Origin of the sequence: Terriglobus roseus DSM 18391 (assembly GCF_000265425.1) — a bacterium.
GTDB classification, from domain to species: domain Bacteria; phylum Acidobacteriota; class Terriglobia; order Terriglobales; family Acidobacteriaceae; genus Terriglobus; species Terriglobus roseus.
In genome coordinates, this window is sequence record NC_018014.1 from 4230854 (window position 1) to 4255070 (window position 24217).

At 61.0% G+C, this 24217-nt stretch carries 22 protein-coding genes; 12 read left to right on the forward strand and 10 right to left on the reverse strand.

Features of this window, described 5'->3' with window-relative positions; genetic code table 11:
* Positions 1–3: 3 nt before the first annotated feature.
* The 3 genes from TERRO_RS17375 to TERRO_RS17385 all read right to left on the reverse strand — a co-directional run bounded on the left by TERRO_RS17375 (position 4) and on the right by TERRO_RS17385 (position 2989).
* On the reverse strand, positions 4–531 hold the full coding sequence (locus TERRO_RS17375) for a Cif family virulence factor (RefSeq protein WP_014787009.1): 528 nt from the start codon (positions 529–531) through the stop codon (positions 4–6).
* A 152-nt stretch (positions 532–683) separates the two neighbouring features.
* Positions 684–1814 (reverse strand): NAD-dependent epimerase/dehydratase family protein, encoded by a 1131-nt coding sequence (locus TERRO_RS17380; protein ID WP_014787010.1) that lies wholly within the window; start codon positions 1812–1814, stop codon positions 684–686.
* Between the two features lie 41 nt (positions 1815–1855).
* A complete protein-coding gene (locus TERRO_RS17385) occupies positions 1856–2989 on the reverse strand; it encodes an SPL family radical SAM protein (RefSeq protein ID WP_014787011.1) in 1134 nt (377 codons plus the stop codon).
* Between the two features lie 189 nt (positions 2990–3178).
* Here TERRO_RS17385 and TERRO_RS17390 point away from each other — a divergent pair, with 189 nt between their 5' ends.
* The 3 genes from TERRO_RS17390 (at position 3179) to TERRO_RS17400 (ending at position 6668) form a co-directional block, all read left to right on the forward strand.
* Positions 3179–5275 (forward strand): EAL domain-containing protein, encoded by a 2097-nt coding sequence (locus tag TERRO_RS17390; RefSeq protein WP_014787012.1) that lies wholly within the window; start codon positions 3179–3181, stop codon positions 5273–5275.
* Between the two features lie 90 nt (positions 5276–5365).
* Entirely contained in the window at positions 5366–6277 is a 912-nt protein-coding gene (locus tag TERRO_RS17395; protein WP_014787013.1) for a polyprenyl synthetase family protein, read from the forward strand.
* Positions 6278–6293: 16 nt separating this feature from the next.
* A complete protein-coding gene (locus tag TERRO_RS17400) occupies positions 6294–6668 on the forward strand; it encodes a metal-sulfur cluster assembly factor (protein ID WP_014787014.1) in 375 nt (124 codons plus the stop codon).
* Positions 6669–6796: 128 nt separating this feature from the next.
* Here the strand turns inward: TERRO_RS17400 and TERRO_RS17405 are convergent, their stop codons facing one another.
* Positions 6797–7135 carry a YciI family protein gene (locus TERRO_RS17405; RefSeq protein WP_014787015.1) on the reverse strand — a complete coding sequence of 113 codons (339 nt, stop codon included), beginning with the start codon at positions 7133–7135 and terminating at the stop codon, positions 6797–6799.
* A 589-nt stretch (positions 7136–7724) separates the two neighbouring features.
* On the opposite strand from TERRO_RS17405, the gene TERRO_RS23515 reads away from it, so the two are divergent.
* On the forward strand, positions 7725–9200 hold the full coding sequence (locus TERRO_RS23515; protein ID WP_014787016.1) for a hypothetical protein: 1476 nt from the start codon (positions 7725–7727) through the stop codon (positions 9198–9200).
* Positions 9201–9506: 306 nt separating this feature from the next.
* On the opposite strand, the gene TERRO_RS17415 is transcribed toward TERRO_RS23515, so the two are convergent.
* The 4 genes from TERRO_RS17415 to bshC form a co-directional block, all read right to left on the reverse strand.
* On the reverse strand, positions 9507–10265 hold the full coding sequence (locus TERRO_RS17415; RefSeq protein ID WP_245536139.1) for a cupin-like domain-containing protein: 759 nt from the start codon (positions 10263–10265) through the stop codon (positions 9507–9509).
* Positions 10266–10667: 402 nt separating this feature from the next.
* A complete protein-coding gene (locus TERRO_RS17420; protein ID WP_014787018.1) occupies positions 10668–12074 on the reverse strand; it encodes a glycoside hydrolase family 28 protein in 1407 nt (468 codons plus the stop codon).
* A gap of 64 nt (positions 12075–12138) precedes the next feature.
* On the reverse strand, positions 12139–12456 hold the full coding sequence (locus tag TERRO_RS17425) for a hypothetical protein (protein ID WP_014787019.1): 318 nt from the start codon (positions 12454–12456) through the stop codon (positions 12139–12141).
* Positions 12457–12492: 36 nt separating this feature from the next.
* On the reverse strand, positions 12493–14118 hold the full coding sequence (gene bshC, locus TERRO_RS17430) for a bacillithiol biosynthesis cysteine-adding enzyme BshC (protein WP_014787020.1): 1626 nt from the start codon (positions 14116–14118) through the stop codon (positions 12493–12495).
* An 87-nt stretch (positions 14119–14205) separates the two neighbouring features.
* Here bshC and TERRO_RS17435 point away from each other — a divergent pair, with 87 nt between their 5' ends.
* The 4 genes from TERRO_RS17435 (at position 14206) to TERRO_RS17450 (ending at position 17762) form a co-directional block, all read left to right on the forward strand.
* Entirely contained in the window at positions 14206–14904 is a 699-nt protein-coding gene (locus tag TERRO_RS17435; protein ID WP_014787021.1) for an NUDIX hydrolase, read from the forward strand.
* Positions 14905–15080: 176 nt separating this feature from the next.
* Entirely contained in the window at positions 15081–15302 is a 222-nt protein-coding gene (locus TERRO_RS17440) for a cold shock domain-containing protein (RefSeq protein WP_014787022.1), read from the forward strand.
* Positions 15303–15410: 108 nt separating this feature from the next.
* Positions 15411–17180 carry a DNA polymerase/3'-5' exonuclease PolX gene (polX, locus tag TERRO_RS17445; RefSeq protein WP_041592696.1) on the forward strand — a complete coding sequence of 590 codons (1770 nt, stop codon included), beginning with the start codon at positions 15411–15413 and terminating at the stop codon, positions 17178–17180.
* A 3-nt stretch (positions 17181–17183) separates the two neighbouring features.
* Positions 17184–17762 carry a hypothetical protein gene (locus tag TERRO_RS17450; protein WP_014787024.1) on the forward strand — a complete coding sequence of 193 codons (579 nt, stop codon included), beginning with the start codon at positions 17184–17186 and terminating at the stop codon, positions 17760–17762.
* A 108-nt stretch (positions 17763–17870) separates the two neighbouring features.
* Here TERRO_RS17450 and TERRO_RS17455 read toward each other — a convergent pair whose 3' ends face one another.
* Positions 17871–18704, reverse strand: a complete 834-nt coding sequence (locus tag TERRO_RS17455) for a hypothetical protein (RefSeq protein ID WP_014787025.1) — start codon at positions 18702–18704, stop codon at positions 17871–17873.
* A gap of 109 nt (positions 18705–18813) precedes the next feature.
* Between TERRO_RS17455 and TERRO_RS17460 the strand changes: the two genes are divergently transcribed.
* Together TERRO_RS17460 and TERRO_RS17465 are read left to right on the forward strand one after the other, a co-directional pair.
* Positions 18814–19824, forward strand: coding sequence for an NAD(P)/FAD-dependent oxidoreductase (locus TERRO_RS17460; RefSeq protein WP_014787026.1), 1011 nt, complete (start codon positions 18814–18816; stop codon positions 19822–19824).
* A gap of 115 nt (positions 19825–19939) precedes the next feature.
* On the forward strand, positions 19940–21076 hold the full coding sequence (locus tag TERRO_RS17465; RefSeq protein WP_014787027.1) for a citrate synthase: 1137 nt from the start codon (positions 19940–19942) through the stop codon (positions 21074–21076).
* Positions 21077–21162: 86 nt separating this feature from the next.
* Here TERRO_RS17465 and TERRO_RS17470 read toward each other — a convergent pair whose 3' ends face one another.
* Positions 21163–21780, reverse strand: coding sequence for a DinB family protein (locus TERRO_RS17470; RefSeq protein ID WP_014787028.1), 618 nt, complete (start codon positions 21778–21780; stop codon positions 21163–21165).
* Positions 21781–21852: 72 nt separating this feature from the next.
* Between TERRO_RS17470 and TERRO_RS17475 the strand changes: the two genes are divergently transcribed.
* Positions 21853–22986: a cysteine desulfurase family protein gene (locus TERRO_RS17475; RefSeq protein ID WP_014787029.1), complete on the forward strand. Its 1134-nt coding sequence runs from the start codon at positions 21853–21855 to the stop codon at positions 22984–22986.
* 43 nt (positions 22987–23029) lie between these two features.
* Positions 23030–24211: a tRNA 2-thiouridine(34) synthase MnmA gene (mnmA, locus tag TERRO_RS17480; RefSeq protein WP_014787030.1), complete on the forward strand. Its 1182-nt coding sequence runs from the start codon at positions 23030–23032 to the stop codon at positions 24209–24211.
* Positions 24212–24217: the final 6 nt, after the last annotated feature.

The window sequence follows — 24217 nt, forward strand, 5'->3', positions numbered from 1 at the left end:
GACCTATGCAGGCAAAGGATTCGAAGAGTAAGTGATGGCAGCGATGCGCCAGCCATTCGCGCCCTTCACAAGCTGCCACATCTCACTCCCGCGATTCTGTTCTTTGCCGTTGATCAGAAAGACAAAGTCAAAGTACACCGAAGCAACGATTCCGTCCGTAAGAATATGCACGTTCGTATGCGTGGGGTTGAAGTTATCCTTCGTGGTCGAAACCAGCGTGGCGAATGCCTTGTAATTGGAAATCCGGATCTTCGCAGCATCAGGTTTTGCCTTTTTGACACGCTCATAGGCCGTGTCGCCAAGCACGTTGATCCAGGTGCTGCCCTCAGGTAGAAACAACGCCGCCAGGCGGTTACCATCATGACCGACGACGGCATCATGGTAGGCCTGCATCAGCGTCGGAACATCGACCGTGTCCTGTGCCACCGTGTCGTGCGGAACTACAGCCGGGGGTGCCGCAGAGCTTTGAGCGAAAGCGCCGCAGGACAATGCCAGCGCAAAGAACATCGGGGCGAGACTAAGACGGTTCAAGGAGACTCCGTGTGCGGGTGGTCGTCTTCGGGGGCCTGCGTTGACACTGCGTCAGCGCTCATCTACGTGCAGCATATGGATGCGCCGAAACGGAGAAGGCTGCGTGAAAAAGCCTCGCCACGAATGGCGAGGCCCGCGTTTACTCCCGCAAACTAACCCTTCACACTCTGCACTATTCCCTTGGCCCGCAGCCCCGCCTCAATCTCCCCGAAGTAATCCTTCACAGGCCCCTGCGTCATCACCCAGTCGATATACCGGCCGATCCCCTCTTCCACCGTCACCGACGGCTTGTAACCAATTGACTGGATCCGCGAAGTATCCGAGATCAGCGAACGGATCTCACCCGGCCGGAACTCTCCACGAGCCAACGGCGCAATCTCCCTGCCCAGCTTGCGCGCAATCATTCCCGCCAGATCCCGCACACTTGTCGCAACACCGCTGCCCACATTCACCGGCAATCCATCCAGCGCCGACGTCTCGGCCACCATCAGGTTCGCGCGCGCGATATCTTCCACAAAGCAAAGATCGCGAGTCTGCCCGCCATCCTCATACATCACCGGAGGCAGATCGTTCAGCAGCCGCGTGCAAAAGATCGCAATTACACCCGTATAAGGATTGAACAAAGACTGTCGCGGCCCATACGTGCACGAGTACCGCAACGCAACCGTAGGAACTCCCGTCTGTTTGCCCCACAGCAGCACCAGCCGCTCCTGGTCGAACTTCGTCAGGCCATACACCGTCTCGCCGCCGCCCGGCGTACTCTCGGGCGTTGCGATCGACGTCGTCACCTTGCCGCACACCGGGCAGTGGACCGCAAAATCACCCGCGCGCAGCTGCTCCGCAGGACGCAGCTTCGGCACCACGTGCCCATGCTCCGGGCACTCCGCAGCGCCCTCGCTGTAAACCGCCTGCGAACTCGCAACAACCACCTTCTTCACCGGCAGCTTGTGGTCCCGAATGATCTCCAGCAACTGCGCCGTCCCGAAGCTGTTCACCAGAACATACTTCGCCATCTCCGGCATGTAGCCGCCGTACGCCGCCTCATGAAAGACCACATCAATGTCTTCCAGCGCAGACCGCATCGTCTCGTAGTCCTGCACCTCACCCTGCCGAAACTCCGCAGCCGGATTCACCCACGCAGGCTTGCCATGCTTGTGCGTATTCGGTTCCAGGTTGTCCAGAATACGAACCGTCCAACCCTCGCGGATCAGCAGATCGACAAGATGAGAACCAATCAGCCCGGCCCCACCGGTTACAAGTGCGCGCTTCGCATGCTCAGCCATAGACATTCATCCTAGATGCCACCCATCCACCGCCGCGCTGCTCACCCAAACAACAACCCCTGCGCCTCCGGAGACCACGTCGAAGCCGCCCGCTTCTTCTCCTCACCCGCATCCCGCGTCAGCAACGCGTCCGTCATCCGCTCGCAAAGCCCATGCCGCCCGCAAGCAGCCGTCACCAGCGCCCGCAACCGTTCCCGGTAGGGCCTGGCCGCAAAATCCATATCCCGAAACTTCTCCGCGTACAGCACCTGCAGATGCGGAAAGTGCTCCCGCACGAATTCAAAATAAGTAGGCCGCGAACACGGCTTCAGGAACAACGGCATCGCCGCAAAGAAGCTCGCATCCGCCGCCTTCGCCAGCGCAGCCATTGCATCGATCGCCTCCGGCGAATCCGTAATGCCCGGCAGCAGCGGCGAGTTCAGAATGCCCGTCCGAATCCCGGCAGCCCGCAGCCGCCGCACCGTCTGAAACCGCAGATCCGGCCGCGGCGCCCGCGGCTCCAGCTTCCGCGCAAGATCCGCATCCGGCGTCGTGATCGTAATGTGCACCACCAGCGTGGACCGCCGCCCGATCTCCTGCAGCAGGTCGATATCCCGCTCGATCAGCGTCGACTTCGTCACAATCCCCAGCCGCAGCCCATCCCGCCGAGCCATCACCTCCAGCAGGCTCCGCGTCACGCCCAGCCGGCGCTCAATCGGCTGCCACGGATCCGTTGCCGTACCCAGCGCAATCTCCTCATCGGCTCTACCCTGCTTCGCCAGCCGCCGCAGGTCCTGCTCCAACAGCCACGCCGCGTTCTCTTTTACAAAGATCTGTCGCTCAAACGCCTCCGGGTCGCGCAGATCCACCGCCGCCGGCTCCGCTCCGGCAAGCACCCCGCGCAAGGGCTCGCCTCCAGCCACCGCAGGCGCCAGGAACTCATGCGTATACCGCGCATAGCAGTAACGGCAGCCAAACTCGCAACCCCGGTACGGATTGATCGACCAAGCCATCCACTTCAGCCGCTTCGACACCGACTGGTTCAGCACCGATCGCACCGCCAGCGACCGGAACTCGACGTCATGCCCGGCGTCCACATACTCGCTCTCCGCAGCCATCCTACCCAGCCCGCGCAGTGGCTCAGTCTGCGTCGCAAGGATTGGAAAGAGTTCGGGCCGACCATCTATCTTCGCCATATATTCGCCTTCCTCAGCACGGTCAGCCTATCCCCCTCCCGCATTCGAGTCAACCCGATCCCCCGTCCCGACTGCCCGTCTCCCCACAACGCCTGTGGCCGTACTGAACCTTCGAGTCATTCCCCAAACGGGAAAACTTCATTTACCATCCGCGAGTACGAACAAATACTTTCGTGAAATGGAATTGCATTGAAGGGCCTTTCCCATCTGGACGATTCCAATCGCTTCCACCTGCTCGTCGACGCCGTGCACGATTCGGCCGTCTATATGTTGGACCTGGACGGCAGGGTCGAGTCTTGGAACGCGGGCGCCCAGAAGATGAAGGGCTACACCAGCAATCAGATCATCGGCCGCCACTTCTCCGTCTTCTTCCCAAAAGAGGATCAGGACGCCGGCAAGCCCGACGCCCTCCTGGCAAAGGCCCTGCAGGAGGGTAGCTACCAGGATGAAGGCTGGCGTGTCCGCTGTGACGGTTCCACCTTCTGGGCAGCAGTCGTCATCCGCCCCATCCTCTCCTCAGACGGCACCCCGATCGGCTTCGCCAAGATAAGCCGCGACCTCACCGAACAGCGTCGCCAGCAACAGGCGCTTGCAGCCGCCGAGCGTGCTCTCCATCAGGAACGAGACCGCCTCGAAGTCACTCTGCTCTCCATCGCCGACGGTGTTATCTGCACCGACGCCAGGGGCTTCGTCACCAGGATGAACCCTGCCGCCGAGAAGATGACCGGCTGGTCGCGAGAAGAGGCCATCGGACACCCCGTCGAAGACGTCTTCGACCTTTGCCTGGAAGAGACCCGCACCCCCGTTCGCAACCCCGTCCGCGACTGCCTGCTCACCGGACGCTCCTCGTTCTTACGCGAAGGCATCTCCCTCCGTGTGCGCAACGGCAGCGCGCGCGACGTCCAGGACTCAGCCGCCCCCATTCACGCGCACGACGGCAGCGTCACCGGCGCCGTCCTGGTCTTTCAGGACGTCACCCCCATGCGCTCCATCCAGCGCGAGATCGCCTTCAGCGTCTCCCACGACGCACTCACCCTGCTCCCCAATCGCCGCCAGTTCGAGACAGCACTCGATGACGCCCTCAAGCGCACCCTCTCCACCGGCATGCGTCACACCGTCTGCTTCCTCGATCTGGATCGCTTCAAGGTAGTCAACGACACCGCCGGCCACACCGCAGGCGACGTCCTCCTCAAATCCGTTGCCACTCTTCTCACGCGCCTCGTCCGCATCTCCGACGTCGTCGCGCGCCTCGGCGGCGACGAATTCGCCATCATCCTCGAAGGCTGCACACCGTCCCAGGCCGAACCAACCCTCCGCAAGATCATGGACGCCGTCAGCGCTCTCGGCTTCGTCTGGGATGACCGATCCTTTCCCGTCTCCGCCAGCCTCGGCGTCGCAGAGATGAACGAGAAGAGCGACATCGCCACGGTCATGAAACAGGCAGACGTCGCCTGCTACGCCGCCAAGACCGCCGGCCGCAATCACATGAGCGTCTACCATCCGGACAACGGCGAGGTCTACGACCGGCACCACCAGCTCCAGGTCGCCTCGGAGATCCGCGACGCCATTCACGCCAATCGCTTCACCCTCTTCGCCCAGCCCATCGTCTCCACCCGCGGAGACAACACGCCACGCTACGAACTGCTCCTCCGCATGAAGGGCCGCGGCGGCGAAATGATCGCCCCCGGCAGCTTCATCCCGGCCGCTGAACGCTACGACCTCATGGCCGACCTCGACCGCTGGGTGCTCACCCAGGTGCTCGAGTACCAGGGCGCAAAGCTCGCGACCATACCCCGCATCCAGCTCAGCCTCAACCTCTCCGCCAACTCGCTCAACGACGCGAAATTCCTCCCCTTCTTCCTCGACCTGCTCCGGCGATCTCCCATCCCGCCCTCCGCACTCACCTTCGAGATCACCGAAACCTCGCTCATCAACAACCTCATCACCGCAAGCGCCGTCATCGAACAGGTGCGCGCCACCGGCTGCAAAGTCGCACTCGACGACTTCGGCATCGGCATGTCCTCCTTCAGCTACCTCCGCAGCTTCCGCGTCGACTTCATCAAGATCGAAGGCAGCTTCGTCCGCAACATTCAGCACAGCCCCGTTGACATGACCATCGTCCGCTCCATCAACAACATCGCCCACGAAGTCGGCGCAAAGACCATCGCCGAATTCGTCGAAGACGACGAGATCCTGAAGCACATCACCTACCTCGGCGTTGACTTCGCCCAGGGCTACGCAGTAGGCCACCCAGAACCAATCGAAACCCTCCTGCCCCCCATCTAGCGGACCAGAACCAAAACCCGCACCCATCGCGCTGAAGCCCGCGCGATCAAGAGCTCTGGAAGTCAACTCCGGTATCATGGGTCTCAAACCATGAGTGTTGATTACGCGCAGCTCGTCAAAACTGGAATCGCTCTGACCGACGCCGCGCTGGAGCGTCTGCTGCCTGGAACCGCCACGCAGCCACACAACATCCACCGCGCCATGCGCCACTCCGTCTTCGCTGGCGGCAAGCGCCTGCGGCCCTTGCTCGTCATCGAGAGCGCACGCATGATCGCGGGCGACCTGCCCGACGGTGCCGCCGACGTCGGCGCAGCCATCGAGATGCTGCACACCTACTCGCTCATCCACGACGACCTGCCCGCACTCGACAATGACGACCTCCGCCGCGGCAAACCCACCTGCCACGTCGTCTACGGCGAAGCCATGGCCATCCTCGCCGGCGACGCCCTGCAGACACTCGCCTACGAGACACTCGCAAAGCTCAGCGGCGATGCGGCAGCGAAGATTGAAATCGTAAAAGAAGTCGCCATCGCCACCGGCACCGGCGTCGGCTCGGAAGGTCTCGCACCCGGCATGATCGGCGGCCAGGTCATGGACATCGAAGGCGAAGGCCAGAAGCCCACCGCCGAACTCGTCGAAGCCATCCACCGCTCCAAGACCGGTGCGCTCATCACCGTCTCCATCGTCGCGGGCGGCCTCATCGGCGGCGCCTCAGCAGACGAAGTCATGCACCTGCGCCGCTTCGGACAACGCGCCGGTCTCGCCTTCCAGATCGTCGACGACATCCTCGATGTCACCCAGAGCAGCGCAGAACTCGGCAAGACCGCAGGCAAAGACACCGCAAGCGACAAGGCCACATGGCCCGCCGTCTTCGGCCTCGATGCCTCACGCGAAACCGCAGCCGAACTACTCCGCGACGGCCTCGCCGAACTCGCAGGCTTCGGTGCCCGCGCCGACGCCCTCAAAGCAGTAGCCAAAGCGCTCGTAGAGCGCACAAACTAGGCGCCGCTCGCGAACGATGAACCCTGCCCCGACCCAGACCGATATCCGCGAAGCACTCCGCGTCTGCTTTGACCCGGAACTCTCCGTGAACATCGTCGACCTCGGCCTCGTCTACGACATCCAGGTGCAGCAGGACACGAACTGGCCCGGCTTCGAACCACGCTACGTCATCCACATCACCATGACCATGCGAGCCCCCAGCGACGAGCGAGAAGCCATGCTCATCGGCCAGGTAAAGAACCGCCTCGCCGGCATCCCCGAAGTAAGTCGCAGCGAAGTCAAACTGGTCTGGGAACCCGCATGGACAGCCGACCGCATGACCCCGGCAGCCCGCCAGCAACTAGGCCTCGACCGAGCCCCAAAACAAGGCCTCATCACCATCAAGCTCTAAGGCGCGCCACAAAGATCGGGTTCCCCATCCTCGCAAAGCGAGGGTGGGTTCTCTCCCTTGGCGTGTATTGAAAAACATGCGGCAATTACCGAGAGGTTCGTCTCGTCTACTAAGTCGTCTTCGGCGCTCTAGCTCGCCGGGTCGTACATAAACTCGCGAAGTTCCTGCGAACAACGGCAGGCGACCGCAATCTTTCTTGCCCATTTGAGCGCGTCCTCGCGCGTAGGCAACTCCAGTACGGTGAACCCACCTGTCAGACGACTGCCCGGATAGATCTCGGTGGAAAGTGATCCATCCCCCGAGACCAGCACCGGATCGACTTGCTCCGCGATCCCACCGCCGAACACATAGACTCCCGCGGCCTTGGCTTCCTCGATGACTGCATGAGCGTCGGCAGAAACAACAGGCAGTTCCTCAGCCGTGAGGACCATGGCCTCGCTCGGGAAAGAGATAAGGTATTTCGACATGCATTGATGGTGCATTGCACATCCCAAAACGGGCAAGACGACTGGCTGCATTGCCATTCCGCAACCAAACACCTCTAGATCAGAGAAGACTTACCCGGTCCGGGATACGCCTGCTGTCCCCGGTTGACGATTGCGGAAGCTAGCCGACTCATCCTGAGTCACCGGTGAGTGCATTGCCGATTTGCATTCGTCGAGAATCGTTACTGACGACAACGGCGTTTATGAGGACTGACGTTGCACGCTGAGCGAAACGAGTATCCGCGAGACGCAACAACGTTCACCGTTCCTGTTCGAACTTTCGGGCGGGACATGACAACGCAAATGAAGCACTGCACGCAGCCGACCTCCTGACCTGGACTCGTCAGCCACCCTTCATTGCCGCAAACCGGCTGGAGCTCTTAAATGCTCGAACCGTGCCACCGCGGGATCCATGCCAGAACGTGCCAAAACATCTTCGATGTTGCTTAAAGTTCCAGAATTCCGTTTTTTGCAATCCCTCCTTTGGCATCCTAGCCTCACCCCTACCTGAGTGGCGATACCTGCCCCTTTTCCTCCATGCCTTTGCGCACTGCTTTACCCCAGGAGATGTATGAAGCTTCTTTGTGGAAGTACTGTCGTCTTTGGTCTTAGCGTCTTGTTCCTCCCCGCAGCACACGGACAAAACTTGGCGGAGGACACCCGCGCTGTCGCGCTCGCTGCCCAGGCTTCCAAACCAGTCACCACAACCGGCGGAACCGTCGGCAAAGTCCCCGTCTTTACGGGTTCGGCCGCGATAGGAAACTCGCTCATCTTCCAGAACGCCAGTGGCATTGGTATCGGTGCTGCGCCCGCATCCGCGTTCGACGTGACCGGCCGCTCAACCTTTCGTGGAGTAGGCGCCCTCGTCGCTCCCAAAGCGGCAACGGCATCCTCAGGCGTGAACTCATCGCCCTTGGAACTGGATGCCTCCGTATTCGATTCCGCCGCCGGCAAGGCCACTTCGCCGTACTTCCAGCTTATGGCTGAGCCCACCAACAACAACACCAATCATTCAGGAGCGAACCTGCACCTGCTGTACAGCCCCGGTTTTGGCGGACCCAGGGAAAGCGGCCTGTGGTTCAACGCGAACGGGACCATCAACTTCTCACCGGCTCAGAGGTTCCCCATCGCTGCTGGTCCTGCTGGCCCCGCCGGTCCCGTCGGCCCCGCAGGCCCGACTGGCGCAACAGGCCCAGCGGGTCCGGCTGGCCCGGGAGGAACGTTGACCCTGCCGTACTACGGTACGGGTGCCGCACCGCCAGAGGATTCCAACGCTGCCTTGTTCGCTATCACTAACACCACCGGAGGCGGTACAGGCATCGTTGGCCGGGGAGGTCCCGCTCCTACAGACCCGATCGATTCCGGAGGAAACGGAGTGATAGGCCGAGGTGGCGACGGCGAGACTGCAGGATCGGGTGTGGTCGGGTACGGCGGTGAGGGTGAAACTGCGGGGTACGGCGTTGTAGGGTATGCCGGTGGAGCGTTGAATAGTGCAGGCGGCCTTTTCCAGGGGAACGAAGACTCACCGGCGGGTAAGTTCTTCGGTAACGTTGAAGTAGAAGGCAATCTCACGAAGGCAAGCGGATCCTTCAAAATCGACGACCCCATTGACCCCAGCAACAAGTATCTGTACCACTCCTTTGTCGAGTCGCCGGACATGAAGAACATTTACGACGGTAGTGTGACAACCGATGGTCGTGGTGACGCAGTCGTGACCATGCCCGCGTACTTTGAAGCGCTCAACCGCGACTTCCGCTACCAACTCACCGTCATAGGACAGTTCGCGCAGGCAATCGTCGCCACAAAGATCGCCAACGGTTCGTTCGTCATCAAGACGGACAAACCCAACGTGGAAGTCTCCTGGCAGGTTACCGGCATCCGACAGGATGCCTGGGCCAATGCACATCGCACACCGAACGAAGTTGACAAGCCAGAAAAAGAAAAGGGTCACTATCTGCATCCGGAACTGTTCGGCAAAACCGAGGATGCGCGCATCATGCCCAAAGGTATGGTCATGCGGAACATCAAGCAAAAGCCGCGCTTCTAAGGCCGGCTGACACTGCGCAGCAAATCCCAACCTATATCCGGTCGGCACGCTTCGCGGCGTGCCGGTCTTCTTTAGGCCTTCATTCAATACTCGTTCAGCTCGGTTCCAACTGAGGCACTATGACCTTGTAATACAGCGCGACAATGCTATTTTCTGTCGGCCCGGTCCGCAAAGACAGCGTTCATTGGTCCTCATAAGTCGCATTATCGCCAGCGACCGCCAAATGAAGTAAGTGGGTTTCTCGAGAAGTAAGATTTAGCCTTGGCCCATGGGAAGAGACAGGGACAGGAGACTGGAGTGGCCCTGTCATCGGTCCCTGCCTAACACCGCAGGGGATCTTCCGCGTCTTAGCCAGAAATTGATCATCAGAGAGTCTTCGTGATTCTCCACGAAATGACTCCACCCCGCAGGCACATAGAGCAGATCGCCCGCACGCTGCGTGATGGAAATCGATTTAGCCTTCGAGAACTCCGGGAAGCGCGTCGCATCCGGAGACTTTGCGTTAACCATGCTGACCCCGAAGTCTGGAAGTGCATTCGGTTTCGGATGAATCATGTATAGATAAGGAAAATCGGCCGGCGGATAGAGGAGCCATTCTTTGGCACCGAAGTATGCGAACGAGAAGTTGTCCGGGATGTCCTTGTGCAGGGCGGTCACCGTTCCCCTCTTACCCATCCACATCCGTGGCTCATTGAGAAAATATTCAGGGTAGAACATCGGAAAAGGGACTCCGAGATCGCGCGCCATCTCGAAGGGGATCACGGTGCCGGCGGCATAGGCCGTCCCGGCATCGTTTACCTGCATGAAGTGTTTCCCAATGAAACTTCTTAGGGGCATCTCTTCTTCGCGGCGATTCAGGTAGCTACCTGGATCTGCCATATTGCCGAAACGGACGGTCACGGTCTGATCGCCGTAGGCCCCTTGCAGCAGAGCTAAGATCTCCGCTTCAGAGAACTTTAACGCGCCCAGCCGCAGTAGAAAAGGCACGGAGCGCGCTGCATACTCTTTCGAAAATGCCTCGTCACTCAGAGAATCAAGAACGTCCAGGGCGGCAAGGCGAGGCATCTCACGGGTCGCCTCACATATCTGGGGAAACCAAACAACAGGACTATCCATCAAGCAACTCCAACACATTTTGAGAATAGATCCTGGACGACTCCAGCCCGGCCTAAAGTCACTAGAAGTCGGCTTGTGTTTACGATTGCTGGCGCAGGGAAGCTCTTCTGGCGAGAACAGGCCAGTGCGCTCATCGTCTCTTGTTTAGTACAGAGCTGCCATTCACAGAAGCTAGCCGTCTTCGCCGCCGTCTGTTCCAAACTCACTATCTGCGAAGAGCGCAGCAGTCTGACGCACTCTCTGCATTCCTCAGAAATGGAACGCAAGGTGCGAACGATGGCAGACGGAGCGTGGATCATTAAGCCGCCACGTCGCTCGGCAGGACAAACTCCCGGCGAAGACGTTCCCTCACTAATCCGGTATCTTCACAGTCCCAGGATGCGTCTTCTGCCCGGCAACATAAGTCACCGCATCCAGCCCAACAATCCCACCATTGTCCTCAGACTTCAACCGGCTCCCATCCGCCACAACAAGATGAATGTCGCCAAGCTTCAACCCCTTGGTATTCGCGATCGAACCAGCCGAGTTCGCCACAACATTCACATGATCGATCTGGAAGTTATCCAGCGTCGCGTTCGGATAAGCGGCAATATCAATCGCCGTCTCCGCATCCTTCGCATCGATATTCCAGAAGTGAACATCATGAAAGTGCGCCAGCCCCTGCGCTTCTGGGACCTTCGTGGTGAGCGGAATCCAGTACGGCGGCACCGTCTTCGGATCGGTCCCCGCAGGCAAAGAAGTGTAGCTGTAGGCCGGGTTCCAGTTCAGCGTCACCTTGATCGGCGTCTTCACGCCGTCCAGGTGCAGATCGTGCACGCGCAGGTTCTCGCCAAAGCCACCGCGAACCTTCGCACTCTTGATCAGCACACCATTCGTCACGCCGCGAAGGGCCGTCAGGTTATAGGCCTCGATATTGCGGAAGCCACCCGAGGTCTCACTGCCAAACGTAACCGCAGCGGCACCCGTGCGGATCAGCGAATCCCGCAGCACCACGTTGTAGGTCGGCCGGTTCACCCGCAGCCCGTCCGAGTCGCGCCCGGCCTTCAGGCAAAGCGCATCATCGTTCACATCGATGTCCGCGTGCTGCACCAGCACATCGTGCGAACTATCAATGTCGATCCCGTCCGTCGAAGGCCCCTTGCCACCTTCGTTATTCCGAATCGTCACATGGTCGATCGTCACGTCGTGCGAGTAACAGATATGCACCGTCCAGAACCCCGAACGCGTCAACATCGGCCCATCCAGCTTCACATTCGACGAGTCGAAGACCTGGATCAGCCGGGGCCGCTTCGCGTCATAGTCGCTCGCCCAGCGCAGCCCCTTCGGCTCATACTTCGCACGCAGATCCCAGTAGCTCTTCCACCAGTACGACCCATCGCCGTCGATCGTACCCTCGCCTGTAATCTGCACATCCGTCTGCTTGTAGACATTCACCAGCGCCGCCGGCCACGTCATCTCGATACCGGCAATGCGCGTCGGCATCAGCGGATACGCATCCAGCGACTGGATGCCACGCAGCGTCACGCCCTTCGGCAGATCCAGCCGCGATCCGCTCTTCACAAAAATCGATCCGATGCGGTACGTCCCAGGCTTCAGCGTGACCGTGTCATGCTTCCCGGCAGCCGCGTCCAGGGCCTTCTGAATCGCCTTCGTGTCGTCCGCGACCCCGTCGCCCTTCGCGCCAAAATTGTTCGCCGTAAGTGTGGCAGCGTGCACAGGCAAGGCCACCGTGAGCAACAGTAGACTGAGACGATTCATAACACTCGCTTTCGGGTACCGAAGGGCGGTCGAAGGGCCGTGAAAGTGCCTGTTTTGCAGGGATTTAGTCGAGATCGAACTCGCGAAGAGGCTTTCCAGTATCCGGCGATTCCTTCGCCTTCCGGAACGCCTCGTCAAACTTTGCGGAGAGAATACTGTCGCGGTTCTTCTGCGCCTCAACCGACTGCGCAAAGATCGAATCACGCCGCGCATCCTGCTCACGAGCAGCCTTCGCCGCCGATCCAAGATCCTCAAACGTGCGCTTACGCGGAGCCGGCGTATGCGCGATCACCGACTGCGTCACCGGATCAATCCGAAGCATCGCGCCACAATCCGGGCACGCCACCTCAAAGCCAATTTCTTTAGTTTGCTTCTTCGCCATACGCAAAGGATTCTACGCGCTAGCAAAGGACTTCAGCTAGATATCGAAGACTCTGTGTCCCGGACAATCCTGCTCGGCGTTCTCGACCAGCATCGTCGCAAGATCTTCCCTACTCAGCGCCAGCAGTTGAATACCGGCAAGCAACCGCTCCTGCACGATGCCCTTCGGGAACAGGTTCAACGTGATTGCGTCAGCATGCTTCCGAAGATGCGCCTCGCGCTCCAACTGCCAGTTCGCAGCCAGACGACGAAGGCGATTCATCTGGTACCGCATCTTGCTCGCAGCCACACCGGCCGACTTGCCAAGGTTGGCATCCATCGCCGCCATCCAGTGTTCAACGCTCTTCAACTCTTCATCCAGAGCATTGCCGGCCGCAGCAATCTTGCGCTTCCCTTCAATCGGCATAGCCCGAGCTGCAAGGCGCTGCGAAAGCTCATCACTGGTCACCATCGCATCCCGCAACGAAAGCTCATGACGATCCATCACCGTGCGGATCGCAGGCGGGACCAGTGTCGCGGAAAGCCGCGGCAGCACTGGCGTTGCTTCGCCTAGGATCGCTTCAAAGACAGGCCTGCACTGCGCGAAATATGCAATCTCAGCAGGCCCACCGATATACGATGATGTCGGCAGAATCGAATCCTGAAAGACAGGACGCAGCAACGCATTCGGGCTCAAGCGCTCTGGCGTTGTCTCTAAGATCGCAAGCAGTTCTTCCGTGGTGTAGTCACGATTGCCGGCCTTCCACGCACGCTCACCGCTCACCTGCTTTGGGCGCCGCAACGGCATCCGCTGGCCGTGATCATCCACCACGAACAGCAACGACGAATCATCGTTCACCAGCACCTGCGAGCTGTAACCCGCCGAAGCAAGTTCCGCACCGCGAGTCATCACGGCCGCATGAAGCTCATCCGCATGCTCGATCGCATAGCGGAGCACCGGCGAGCCCATCGCATGAAACGCACGCGTGCTTGCATCGATGACGATGAGGCCATGCTCGCGGAAGACGCCGGTAAGAAACTTGCCGAACGCCGAAGCCAAAGTATCCGACGGCGTGTACGTCGCACGCAGCAGCTCGGTGATCGGAGCATAGGCCAGCAACTCTTCTGCCTCGGCCACAACTGCCTCAATCTGCGGACCAAGCTTCAGGTCACCCACGGGCTGCTGCTTGTGCTCCGGGAAGGTCGAGCGGAGCGTCTCGATACCGTGCTTGCCCAGCAACGCGACCTGGTTCACTTCATCCAGGTCATGATCTTCGGTTGCCATCCAGAAGACCGGCACATGCGGAACGCCGGCAGCACTGGCCACTTGGGCCTTGCGGATGGCCGTAGCGGCCTTCAGCAGGGTCAACAGCGGCCCGCCGAACAGTCCAACCTGCTGACCCGTCACAACCGCTCGCGCGCCGTCCCTCAGCTTGTCCAGATTGGCAAAGGTCGATTCCCCTGCCCCAAAGCCAACCACTTGCTCGGTCAGCGTATCCACCAGCAGCTTCCGATCCGGCTGCAGCGACGGCTTTGTGCCTTGCTTCCAGCGCTCATCGAAGGGGCTGCTGGCGTAGAAACGGCGAACGGCAGCATCCGCCGGAGCGGTGCGCAACTCCGTGTACTCGCGAAACAGCTTCGCAAGATGCGGAAGAACAGTGATCGGGTAACACTCTACGCTCATACTCGAAGGGCTCTTCCGCTTGGGCTGGGACCCGATATAGGATGGCACGGCCACGCGGTTGGATGCAGTTTTGATAGCTTGATTGCTATGACGAAGCAAGCAACGGTAAAGACACGGTCGGCGGGTAATAAAAGCGTGAACAAGAAGTTGACAGCGGCGAAGCCAGTCGCAAAAGGTGTCGCCGCCTCGCGAGAGATGCCCAAAGGCCCCGTTGCAGCGCCCAAAGCCTCCAAGAACAAAGCGCAGATTCTAAAGAGCAAACTGGCTTACCAGGGCAAGATCTTCAGCGTCTACACCGAGCAGGTGCGCGAACCCAACGGCGTGGAGGCCACGCGAGACGTCGTCCGCCACTCCGGCTCGGTTGTGGTGCTGGCCGTCGACGAAACGACAAATCCCGCCGATCCCCTTATCGTCATCGAGCGTCAGTTCCGTCACGCAGCAGACCAGTACCTGCTGGAGCTGCCGGCCGGCCGTGTGGAACCGGGCGAGAACGTCCTCGCCGCCGCCAAGCGCGAACTGATTGAAGAAACAGGTTATCGCGCCAAGAAGTGGACGAAGCTCGTCCGCTACTACGCCAGCCCCGGCTTCGTCGGCGAGTGGATGGAAATCTACCTCGCCACCGGGATCGTGACCGGCGTCGCCGAACCCGAGGACGACGAACGTATTGAGGTACGCCTCATGCCTCTGTCGCAACTTCTGAAGATGTGCGCTGCCGGAGAGATCCACGACGGCAAGACCATCGTCGGCACCATGATCTACGCACAGCGCCGTCAGGACACGAAGTAACAATTCACAAGATGGCGGCAATTTATGACACGGTTGAAGAAACCCCAAAAAACACTCCGAGATAGTTGCCGATGTACCCCGAATCAAAATCACGCGCGTCTATTCATCACCATCCTCGCCGAGGGCTGATCCTCCCGAGAGCAAAGACAGTGATGGTGCGCAAGTGGTGAGTACGCGTGGCACAGTACAAGGGCACAGTGAAGTGGTTCAACAACGCGAAGGGCTATGGCTTTCTGGGGCGCGATGACGGCGGCGCAGATGTGTTTGTCCACTACAGCTCCATCCAGCTGGATGGCTATAAGAGCCTGAAAGAAGGCGATCCCGTTGAGTTCGACGTGATCCAGGGCAGCAAAGGCCCGCAGGCAGATGCAGTGATTCTGACCCAGTCAGCAGCGTAGGACGGAGCCGGCGAAACTTTCGCCGGTCGTCTTTTTTCTGCTGAGAGAAGTGGGCCGCCGCCAGCGTGCAGGCAGCGCTTGCGGTGTCGCATGTAGTCTGATCGCTGTATGGATAACATCACCATGGCACGGCTGTTGGACGAGACGGCAGCGCTGCTTGAAATTGACGCGGCGGATCCCTTCCGTGTGCGCAGTTATCGCCGCGCAGCAGAAGCAGTCGAGCAGCAGACAACCCCGCTTGCCTCTCTGGTCGATGACCCGAAGCAGTTGCTTGCGATCGCAGGCATTGGCAAAGGCATGGCCGCAAACATCGTCGACCTGGAACGAACCGGGTCGATGCCCCTTCGCGATGAGCTGCTGACGAAATATCGTCCGTCCATGCTCGACCTGTTGCGCCTGCCCAGCATGGGACCGAAGACCGTCGCGCTGCTGTTTTCCGCACTCCAGATTGAGAACATGGACCAGCTCGAGACCGCCGCCAAGGAAGGTCACCTTGCCAAGCTTCCCCGCTTCGGTCAGAAGCAGGTCGACAAACTCCTCAAGGGCATCGAGGATCACCGCCGCAACTCCGGCCGCTTTCGCATCGACAACGCGGGCGAGACCGCGGACAAAATCGCGGCCATGCTGCGCGAGTTCCCCGGCATTGAAACCATCACGCCGGCAGGGTCGTTGCGCCGTGGACGCGAGACCGTCGGCGACCTCGATCTTCTGGTAACCGGACCTGCGTGTGAAGCCGATGTCGTCAGCGCTGCCGTGGAATATGTTGCGACGCTCCCCTTGATTGATGTGCTTCTCGCCAAGGGCCAGAATAAGGTCAGCTTCACATTGCGCAATGGCCTGCAGGTCGACGTGCGGCTGCTGCCGCGCGCAAGCTACGGCGCCGCCCTGCAGTACTTCACCGGATCGAAGATGCATAACGTATCGCTGCGGCAGAAGGCGCTGAAGCGTGGCTACACCCTGAGCGAGTACGCACTGGCACGTCTGAATCCCGAAGAAGGTGAGAGTTCGATCGTCGCCGCCGCAACCGAAGAAGAGATCTACGCGGCGCTCGGCATGCAGTGGATTGCGCCGGAGCTGCGCGAAAACTGCGGCGAACTGGAAGCGGCAGAGGCAGCGACACTGCCGTCCCTCATCACACTCGACGACATCCGCGGGGACGTCCATATGCACACCGTCGCGACCGACGGCGCGTTCACTATCCGCGAGATGGCCGACGCCGCACTTGCGCGTGGGCTCAAGTACATCGCCATCACCGATCACTCAAAAAACCTTGCCATGACCAACGGCCTGGACGACTACCGCGCGCAGGCCCATGTGCGCGCCATTCAGGCAGTCGATGCCGAGATGGAAGGCCGCATCCGTGTCTTCGCCGGCATCGAAGTCGACATCCTGCAGGACGGCTCGCTCGACCTGGAAGACGAAACGCTGGCCATGATGGATGTCGTCGTCGGGTCCGTGCATTCAGCGTTTCAAATGCCATCAGACGAGATGACCGCGCGTCTGCTGCGCGCCATCGAAAATCCGTACCTGCGCATCCTCGGTCATCCCACAGGCCGCAAGCTGCTGCGTCGCGATCCCTATGTCTTCGACATGGACGGAGTCCTGCGCCGCTGCGCAGAACTCGGTGTCGCAGTGGAGCACAACGCCGCTCCGGCACGCGCCGACCTGAGCGATCTGAATCTGCGCAAGGCCAAGGCCCTCGGCTGCCGCATCAGCGTCAACACCGACGCGCACAGCATCGACGACCTCGCAAAGATGCGTTTCGGCATCACCCAGCTGCGACGCGCATGGCTCGAGCCGAAAGACGTCATCAACACGCTGGATGTCGATGCGTTTCTATCTGCGCTACGTCCACGGCCCGCGCATGTGGGAGCATAAGACATGGCTGAGATGAGACTTGATGGCGGTGAAGTAAAGCAGCGGGGCATGCTGATCCCCGTGCTGATTGCGCTGGTTCTACTTGCAGCAGGTGGCGCGTGGTTCGCCAAGGTCTACCTGCACAAGGAAGTCACCGGCAAAGTCGACCGCATCGGTGTCTTTCCCGTACACACCGTCTTTACGCGCGGCACGGGCATTCTCGTTGGCGAAAATCAGACGGAGGACGTGACCTACGTCATCCCGAACATCGCACTCACAGACCACACCGAGGTTCCTCTCTTCGTGAAGTCAATCAGCGGCAGCTTCACCATGGAAGACGGTTCCGTGATGCAGGCACAGGCGATCGAACAGTCCGATCTGCCGCGACTCGCAGCGATGTTTCCGAAGATGAAACCGGCAGTCGATACCGCAGGCACAACGCCGTTACAAGCGCTGCCCTCCATAGCTCCCGGCGCCACCGCCGGAGGTTACGTGGTGTTCGCCTACAACGTTCCTCAGGCGATCTGGGACAAGCGCAAGTCTTCCGATGTGAGCATCGATTTCTATCATCAGGACCGCGTGACACTGCCCCTGCCGAAATAGTCTCTCGCTGACGAACGGCGTCCGCCCTTCGTGACCAGCCAGCAAAAAGAGCACAGGCCGCCGAGGCGGTCTGTGCTCTTTTCATTGTCGAAAGCAAAAAATCAGAACCTACATCCCCTTCGGCACCGACAGATAACCCCTCACCATGTTCTTATCTACACCATTCACCACGATCTCGAACAGCGCGGGACTCTTGCCGCTGTAGAACTGCACCGGCTCCAGCAGCGTTTTGTCTTTCTTCTCGACCACCCGGTCATCCGCATTCAGCGCCAGCGTGAACTTACCCTTCTTCACATCCACCTTCTTCAACTGCAGCTTCACGCTTGAGAGCAGTGTGGGCGGCGCATTCTTCTGCAGGGTGAACTCGTAGTAAGTCCGGTCTCCCTTGTGCTTCAGCTCTTCCAGTTCGGTGGAGTTACGCGCGATCAGGCCGCTCATCACGCCTGCATCGCCCATGGTGCGCTGCAACTGCGTCTTCGTGTCCGCCAGGTCGGCCTTCACGCTGCCAACGTCTGTCTTGGTCGAACCCAGGTCCGTCTTCACACTGCCAACATCCGTCTTCACCGCAGAGACTTCGCTGTTGAATCTCTGCTCCGCGGCCTGCTGCGAGTTGGTCAGACGGGCCGCATCCGCCTGCTGCTTGGCAAGGATGGTCTGGGTACGCGCATCCAACTGCGCCTGCGTTGTTCCAAGCCGTTGCGCAAAGGTCTCCGATGCAGCGCGGGCGCGGGCATCCGACGCATTCACGCGCGATTGCAGTGAGTTCGCCTCCTGCTGCTGCGATGCCAACTGCTGCTCCGCCTTGGTCAAGCGGCCCTGCAGCAGAAACGACCAGATCAAGCCGCCAAGCGCGAGCACCACGGCAGCGATCGCCGTCACCAGTAACAGCGGCGACTCCTTCTTTTCAACTTCCACGTACTTTGTCGAAGGCAGTTCGTTCATCAGATCCTCCAAAGATCGCTTAACCCGCGATACTGAAATACTTCCGCCACGGTCAACAGCAATTGTGCGCGTCTCTGCGTGGTTTCGAAAGCAAAACTAGAATAGACGGATGCATTCTCCGGACGTCGTCATAGCGGGTGCGGGTATCACGGGTCTGACCTGCGCGTTGGAACTGCAGGACTGCGGGCTGGAAGTCGTCGTGCTCGAGCGTGGCACAGCGGGCCGTGAGGCGTCGTGGGCCGCCGCAGGCATGCTCGCCGCACACGATCCAGCGAATCCGTCGCAATTGGCGCCGCTGGCTGATCTCAGCGTCACGCTCTACCCCACGTTGCTGGACCGTATCGACGCACTCACCGGCGTACGCGTGCCCATCGAGACACGCTGGACGCTGGAGGCCGCAGAGGGCTGGCGGCACCACCGCGCCATGCTGCCGGCGCTGCAGGGACGCGGCTTCCGGCGGCTGCCGGAGCAGAGCCTGGATCCGCGCAAACTCGTCCCGGCTCTCCGCGCTGCCGTGGATGCGGCAGGCGTCACCGTGCTCGAAAACACACCCGTACGCGCGGCGTATCAACGCGGCGCGGGCATCAGCGTCCGCACACCCGACGGCGTCATCCAAGCCGGCGCATTCCTGGACTGCTCCGGTGCCTGGAGCGCCGCAGCATCGCCCGCAAAGGGCCAGATGCTGTGCGTCCACGCGCCCGGTGTCTTCTCGACAGGAACCGTCGGCAACGTCGTTGTACGCACGCACGACGTTTACATGGTGCCCCGCCTGGACGGCTCTGTGATCATCGGCGCGACCGTCGAGGATGCGGACTTTGATCGCAAGGTCTACGAGCCCGAGATGCGGCATCTTCGCGCAGAGGCAGCCGAACTGCTGCCGGCACTCGCCGAAGCTCCGGAGATCGCAAGCTGGGCTGGACTGCGGCCGGACACACCCGACCATCTGCCCATTCTGGGACAGGCCGATGCGCATGCGTTTGTGGCTGCAGGACACTTTCGCAATGGCGTCCTGCTGGCGCCCGCGACCGCGCACGTCATGATGCAAATGGTGCTGGGGATGCCGACATCGGTGGATCTGACTCCCTTCCGTCCGGACCGCTTTCCCCCTGTCATTCGTTAGGGATTCCGCGTGCAGGCGGCGATATTCGCGCAAGCGTGATGACAACCGCACAAGTCATCCGCTATAAACGCGTTTTACAGGCATATCCTTCTTCGCATTAGGAGCACCCCAAAACATGTCGCAGGCAGTTGCCCCACGCGGGCTTGAAGGCGTTGTCGCAACCACCTCCGGCATCTGTTGGATCGATGGCGACGCGGGCGTTCTTTCGTACCGCGGTATCGACATCCACGAACTCGCAGCGAAGTCGACGTTTGAGGAAAGTACCTACCTGTTGTGGTTCGGCAAGCTGCCCACCTCGGCAGAACTCGCTGACTTCAAGAAGACCCTTGCCGCATCGCGCACCATGGATGCCAGTGTCGTCGAATTCCTGAAGGGTCTGCCCAAGGACGCGAACGTGATGGAAGTGCTGCGCACGACCGTCAGCCTGCTCAGCATCACCGACGCCGACGATGTCGACAGCACCCACGACGCCAATGTCCGCAAGAGCTTCCGACTGACCAGCCAGATCGCCATGATCGTGGCCTACTTCGACCGCATCCGCAAGGGCAAGGCGATCGTCGAGCCGGACATGTCTCTCAGCCACGCCGGCAACTTTCTGTACATGCTCTCCGGCGTCAAGCCCATCCACGAGGCGGAGCGCGCATTCGATGTTGCGCTGATCCTTCACGCGGACCATGAACTCAATGCATCCACCTTCGCCGCACGCGTCATCGCAGCAACACTGAGCGATGTGCACTCTGCCATTACGGGCGCCATTGGCGCGCTCAAGGGACCGCTGCACGGCGGCGCAAACGAAGCTGTGATGAAGCTGCTTTACCAGGTGGACGCTGCCGGTGCCGACCCTGTGACGTATGTCCGCGATCTGCTCGCACGCAAGGAAAAGATCTCCGGCTTCGGCCATCGCGTCTACAAGACCGAAGACCCGCGCGCTACCCACCTGCGCCGCATGTCGAAAGACCTTGGCACCGCGGCCGGCAACGCCAAGTGGTATGAGATGAGCGAGAAGATCGAAGGCTTTGTGAAGAGCGAAAAGAAGCTCAACGCCAACGTCGACTTCTACTCCGCCTCGACCTACACCACACTGGGCATCGACATGGATCTGTTCACGCCCATCTTCGCCGTCAGCCGGATCTCCGGCTGGGCCGCACACGTGATCGAGCAGCATGACAACAACCGTCTGATCCGCCCGCGCGCTGACTATACCGGCCCGGCTTACCCCGCGCCCTATGTGCCCATGGACGACCGCTCGTAAGCTCCTGCATTGCCACAGACAAAGGCCCTGACCGATCAATACGGTCAGGGCCTTTGTCTTGTGCAGAACCGATGACTTCGATCGAGTTACGACTTCTTCGTCGGATTCGCCAACGGCCGCCCGGTGCTGGCCGGCGGTGTCATGCCGTTCATCCGCAGATACTCGACCAACTGTCCATAGTGGTCGCGCATGTGTCCGAAGTTATAAGCAACGGTACCGGCGCGCGTGGTGCCGGGCGTCTTCGCTTCGTCCCAGGCATTCTCCGGAGTCAGCGTCGCAATCGCAGCATGCAAAGCAGCAAACGAATCCACCAGGTTCTTGTGAGCCGTCGGCTTATCGAAGGCAGTGCTCACAGCCTTCAGATCCACCGTCGGCTTGGAAGCGCTGATCGCAGCGGCAAAGGAGAAGTTCGCCGCTGCAACGTGCGCCACCTCCTGGCCGAAGGTACGCACACCGGTATAGTCGGGCTTCAGCAACTCACCCTTGAAGTCTTCGGCCGACGGCGCAAAAGCATATTTGTCAGCAGGCATGGCATCGGCCAGGCCCATCCATTCTTTTTCGATCAGCGTCTGTACCGCGTCGAGCGAGGCAGCAGGCGAGCTATGGACAACCGGCAAAGCAGCCGCCGGAACCGCCTGCGCGCCGGCAGCGGCCGCGAAGACGACGGAGCAACAGAGAACAGCCACAGGGACAAAGCGCTTCACGATGAAGTAATCCTCCAGCAGCAGTAGACCAGAGCAGCGCGCTCATGAACACAGCGCCCATAGAATCAATGCATGCGCCGTATCTACATGGACGCCAACGCGACCACCCCCGTACTGCCTGAGGTCGTTGCGGCGATGCAGCCCTTCTGGGCGGATCGCTTTGGCAACGCCAGCGCGGTTCACGGTCATGGCCGCGGCGCGCGCGGTGCCATCGACGCGGCGCGTGAGCAGGTCGCCGCACTCATCGGCGGCAAGGCCAGCGAGATCACCTTTACCAGCGGCGGCACGGAGAGCGACAACCTCGCACTCTTCGGCCAGTTGCAGCCCGACGACCACCTCATCATCAGCGCCATCGAGCATGACGCCGTCCTGCATGCCGCTGATGCCCTGGAAACCACGGGCATCCGGGTTTCGCGCATCGCGTGCGATGCCAACGGCGTCGTCGATCCCGCCGCGATCTCCGCCGCACTCCGTGAGAACACAAAGCTCGTGAGCGTAATGCTCGCGAACAATGAGACCGGCGCGATCCAACCACTGCGCGAGATCGCAGAGATCACCCACGCAGCAGGAGCCCTGCTCCACACCGACGCCGTTCAGGCAGGCGGCAAACTTTCCGTCGACGTCCAAGCCCTGCGCTGCGACCTCCTCAGCCTCTCCGCGCACAAGATGCATGGGCCCCAGGGCGTCGGCGCCCTCTGGATGCGCAGCGGCTTGAAGCTCCGCCCCATGATGCACGGCGGCAGCCACGAGCGGCAGCGCCGCGCAGGCACCGAGAATGTGCCCGGGATCGTCGGCTTCGGGGCCGCCGCCGCCATCACCCGCTCATGGCTCGCAGAGAACGGAGCGCACCGCCTCGCCGAACTCCGTGACCGGCTGGAAAGCTCCCTGCTCGAACGCATCGAGAACGTCGCCGTCAACAGCGGCAACGTGGACCGCCTGCCCAACACCGCATCGCTTCGCTTCGCCGGCGTGAACGCCGAAGAACTCGTGATCGCGCTCGACCTGCAGGGACTCGCGATCAGCGGCGGTTCCGCCTGCCAGAGTGGTGCCATCGAGCCATCGCACGTCCTGCGCGCCATGGGCATGAACGAACACGACGCCCGCAGCAGCGTCCGCTTCTCTCTCTCGCGTCTGACGACCGAAGACGAGGTCGACGCAGCAGTCGCCACCGTCTCGGCAGCCGTGACGCGCCTGCGCTCCCTCTAGCCCCAGCACCCGGATCCGCGAAACCTGCGAAAATAAAGGTGGGATGATCGCCGCCATCGACAATCCGACGAACCCCGCAGACGCCACCACACCGGTAGCGCCCGACGCGGCAAGCACCATCGCCGTCGCGATGAGCGGAGGGGTCGACTCCTCAGCCGTCGCCGCGCTGTTGCAGATGCAGGGTCACACCCTCGTCGGCCTGACGCTGCAACTGTGGGATCAGCGACGCCTCGCCGGCAAGGACGGCATCCCCGAGCAGGTCACCGGACGATGCTGCTCACTCGACGATGTCTACGACGCACGCCGCGTCGCCGAGCAGCTCGGGATCCCCTACTACGTCGTCAACCAGCAGCGCCGCTTCGAGCAGGACGTCGTGCAGCCCTTTGTCAGCGAGTACCTCGCCGGCCGCACCCCCATCCCCTGCACGCTCTGCAACAACCACCTCAAGTTCGACGAGCTGCTCAAGACCGCACGCGGCATCGGTGCCGAGCGCGTCGCAACCGGCCACTATGCGCGCGTGCAGTACGACGAGGTACGCGGTCGCTGGCTGCTCCTCCGCCCCGCCGACCGCTCCAAGGACCAGACCTACTTCCTCTTCGGCCTCACACAGGAGCAGCTAAGCCGCACGTTGTTTCCCTTAGGCGAGATGGTGAAGCCCGCTGTCCGTGCCATGGCGGAAGAGCACAATCTCCGCGTCGCCCACAAGCCCGACTCGCAGGAGATCTGCTTCATCCCCGGCGGCGACTACAAGGCATTTCTCTCCGCTTACCTGCACGAGCAGGGGCGCACCATGCCTGAGACCAAGGGCGAGATGGTCACCGCCACCGGTGAAGTCGTCGGCGCACACGAGGGCATTCACAGCTTCACCGTCGGTCAACACAAGGGTGTGCAGCATCAGCTCCACAAGCACCACGCAGAACCGTTCTACGTCCTCGGCATCGAACCCGCGACCAATCGTGTCGTCGTCGGCCAGGAGCCGGAGCTGCACACACGCCACGGCGTCGCAGACCGCGTCAACTGGATCAGCATCGACGCTCTGCGCGGCCCCATGCGTGTGCAGGCAAAGATCCGTCACCGCCACCAGCCGGCCGAAGCGACCATCGAACCGCTCGACGGCGGCCGAGTCGCAATTCTCTTCGACGAACCACAGCGCGCCATCACCCCCGGCCAGGCCGCCATGTTCTTCGAAGGCGATGTCGTAGTCGGCGGCGGCTGGCTGGTATAAGAGCAG

Excerpts from the sequence above, each read along its gene's own strand:
- TERRO_RS17380 (WP_014787010.1), bottom strand. The coding sequence starts at position 1,814 with ATGGCTGAGCATGCGAAGCGCGCACTTGTAACCGGTGGGGCCGGGCTG.
- TERRO_RS17385 (WP_014787011.1), bottom strand. The coding sequence starts at position 2,989 with ATGGCGAAGATAGATGGTCGGCCCGAACTCTTTCCAATCCTTGCGACG.
- TERRO_RS17395 (WP_014787013.1), top strand. The coding sequence starts at position 5,366 with ATGAGTGTTGATTACGCGCAGCTCGTCAAAACTGGAATCGCTCTGACC.
- TERRO_RS17400 (WP_014787014.1), top strand. The coding sequence starts at position 6,294 with ATGAACCCTGCCCCGACCCAGACCGATATCCGCGAAGCACTCCGCGTC.
- TERRO_RS17405 (WP_014787015.1), bottom strand. The coding sequence starts at position 7,135 with ATGTCGAAATACCTTATCTCTTTCCCGAGCGAGGCCATGGTCCTCACG.
- TERRO_RS23515 (WP_014787016.1), top strand. The coding sequence starts at position 7,725 with ATGAAGCTTCTTTGTGGAAGTACTGTCGTCTTTGGTCTTAGCGTCTTG.
- TERRO_RS17415 (WP_245536139.1), bottom strand. The coding sequence starts at position 10,265 with ATGCCTCGCCTTGCCGCCCTGGACGTTCTTGATTCTCTGAGTGACGAG.
- TERRO_RS17420 (WP_014787018.1), bottom strand. The coding sequence starts at position 12,074 with ATGAATCGTCTCAGTCTACTGTTGCTCACGGTGGCCTTGCCTGTGCAC.
- TERRO_RS17425 (WP_014787019.1), bottom strand. The coding sequence starts at position 12,456 with ATGGCGAAGAAGCAAACTAAAGAAATTGGCTTTGAGGTGGCGTGCCCG.
- bshC (WP_014787020.1), bottom strand. The coding sequence starts at position 14,118 with ATGAGCGTAGAGTGTTACCCGATCACTGTTCTTCCGCATCTTGCGAAG.
- TERRO_RS17435 (WP_014787021.1), top strand. The coding sequence starts at position 14,206 with ATGACGAAGCAAGCAACGGTAAAGACACGGTCGGCGGGTAATAAAAGC.
- polX (WP_041592696.1), top strand. The coding sequence starts at position 15,411 with ATGGATAACATCACCATGGCACGGCTGTTGGACGAGACGGCAGCGCTG.
- TERRO_RS17450 (WP_014787024.1), top strand. The coding sequence starts at position 17,184 with ATGGCTGAGATGAGACTTGATGGCGGTGAAGTAAAGCAGCGGGGCATG.
- TERRO_RS17455 (WP_014787025.1), bottom strand. The coding sequence starts at position 18,704 with ATGAACGAACTGCCTTCGACAAAGTACGTGGAAGTTGAAAAGAAGGAG.
- TERRO_RS17460 (WP_014787026.1), top strand. The coding sequence starts at position 18,814 with ATGCATTCTCCGGACGTCGTCATAGCGGGTGCGGGTATCACGGGTCTG.
- TERRO_RS17465 (WP_014787027.1), top strand. The coding sequence starts at position 19,940 with ATGTCGCAGGCAGTTGCCCCACGCGGGCTTGAAGGCGTTGTCGCAACC.
- TERRO_RS17475 (WP_014787029.1), top strand. The coding sequence starts at position 21,853 with ATGCGCCGTATCTACATGGACGCCAACGCGACCACCCCCGTACTGCCT.
- mnmA (WP_014787030.1), top strand. The coding sequence starts at position 23,030 with ATGATCGCCGCCATCGACAATCCGACGAACCCCGCAGACGCCACCACA.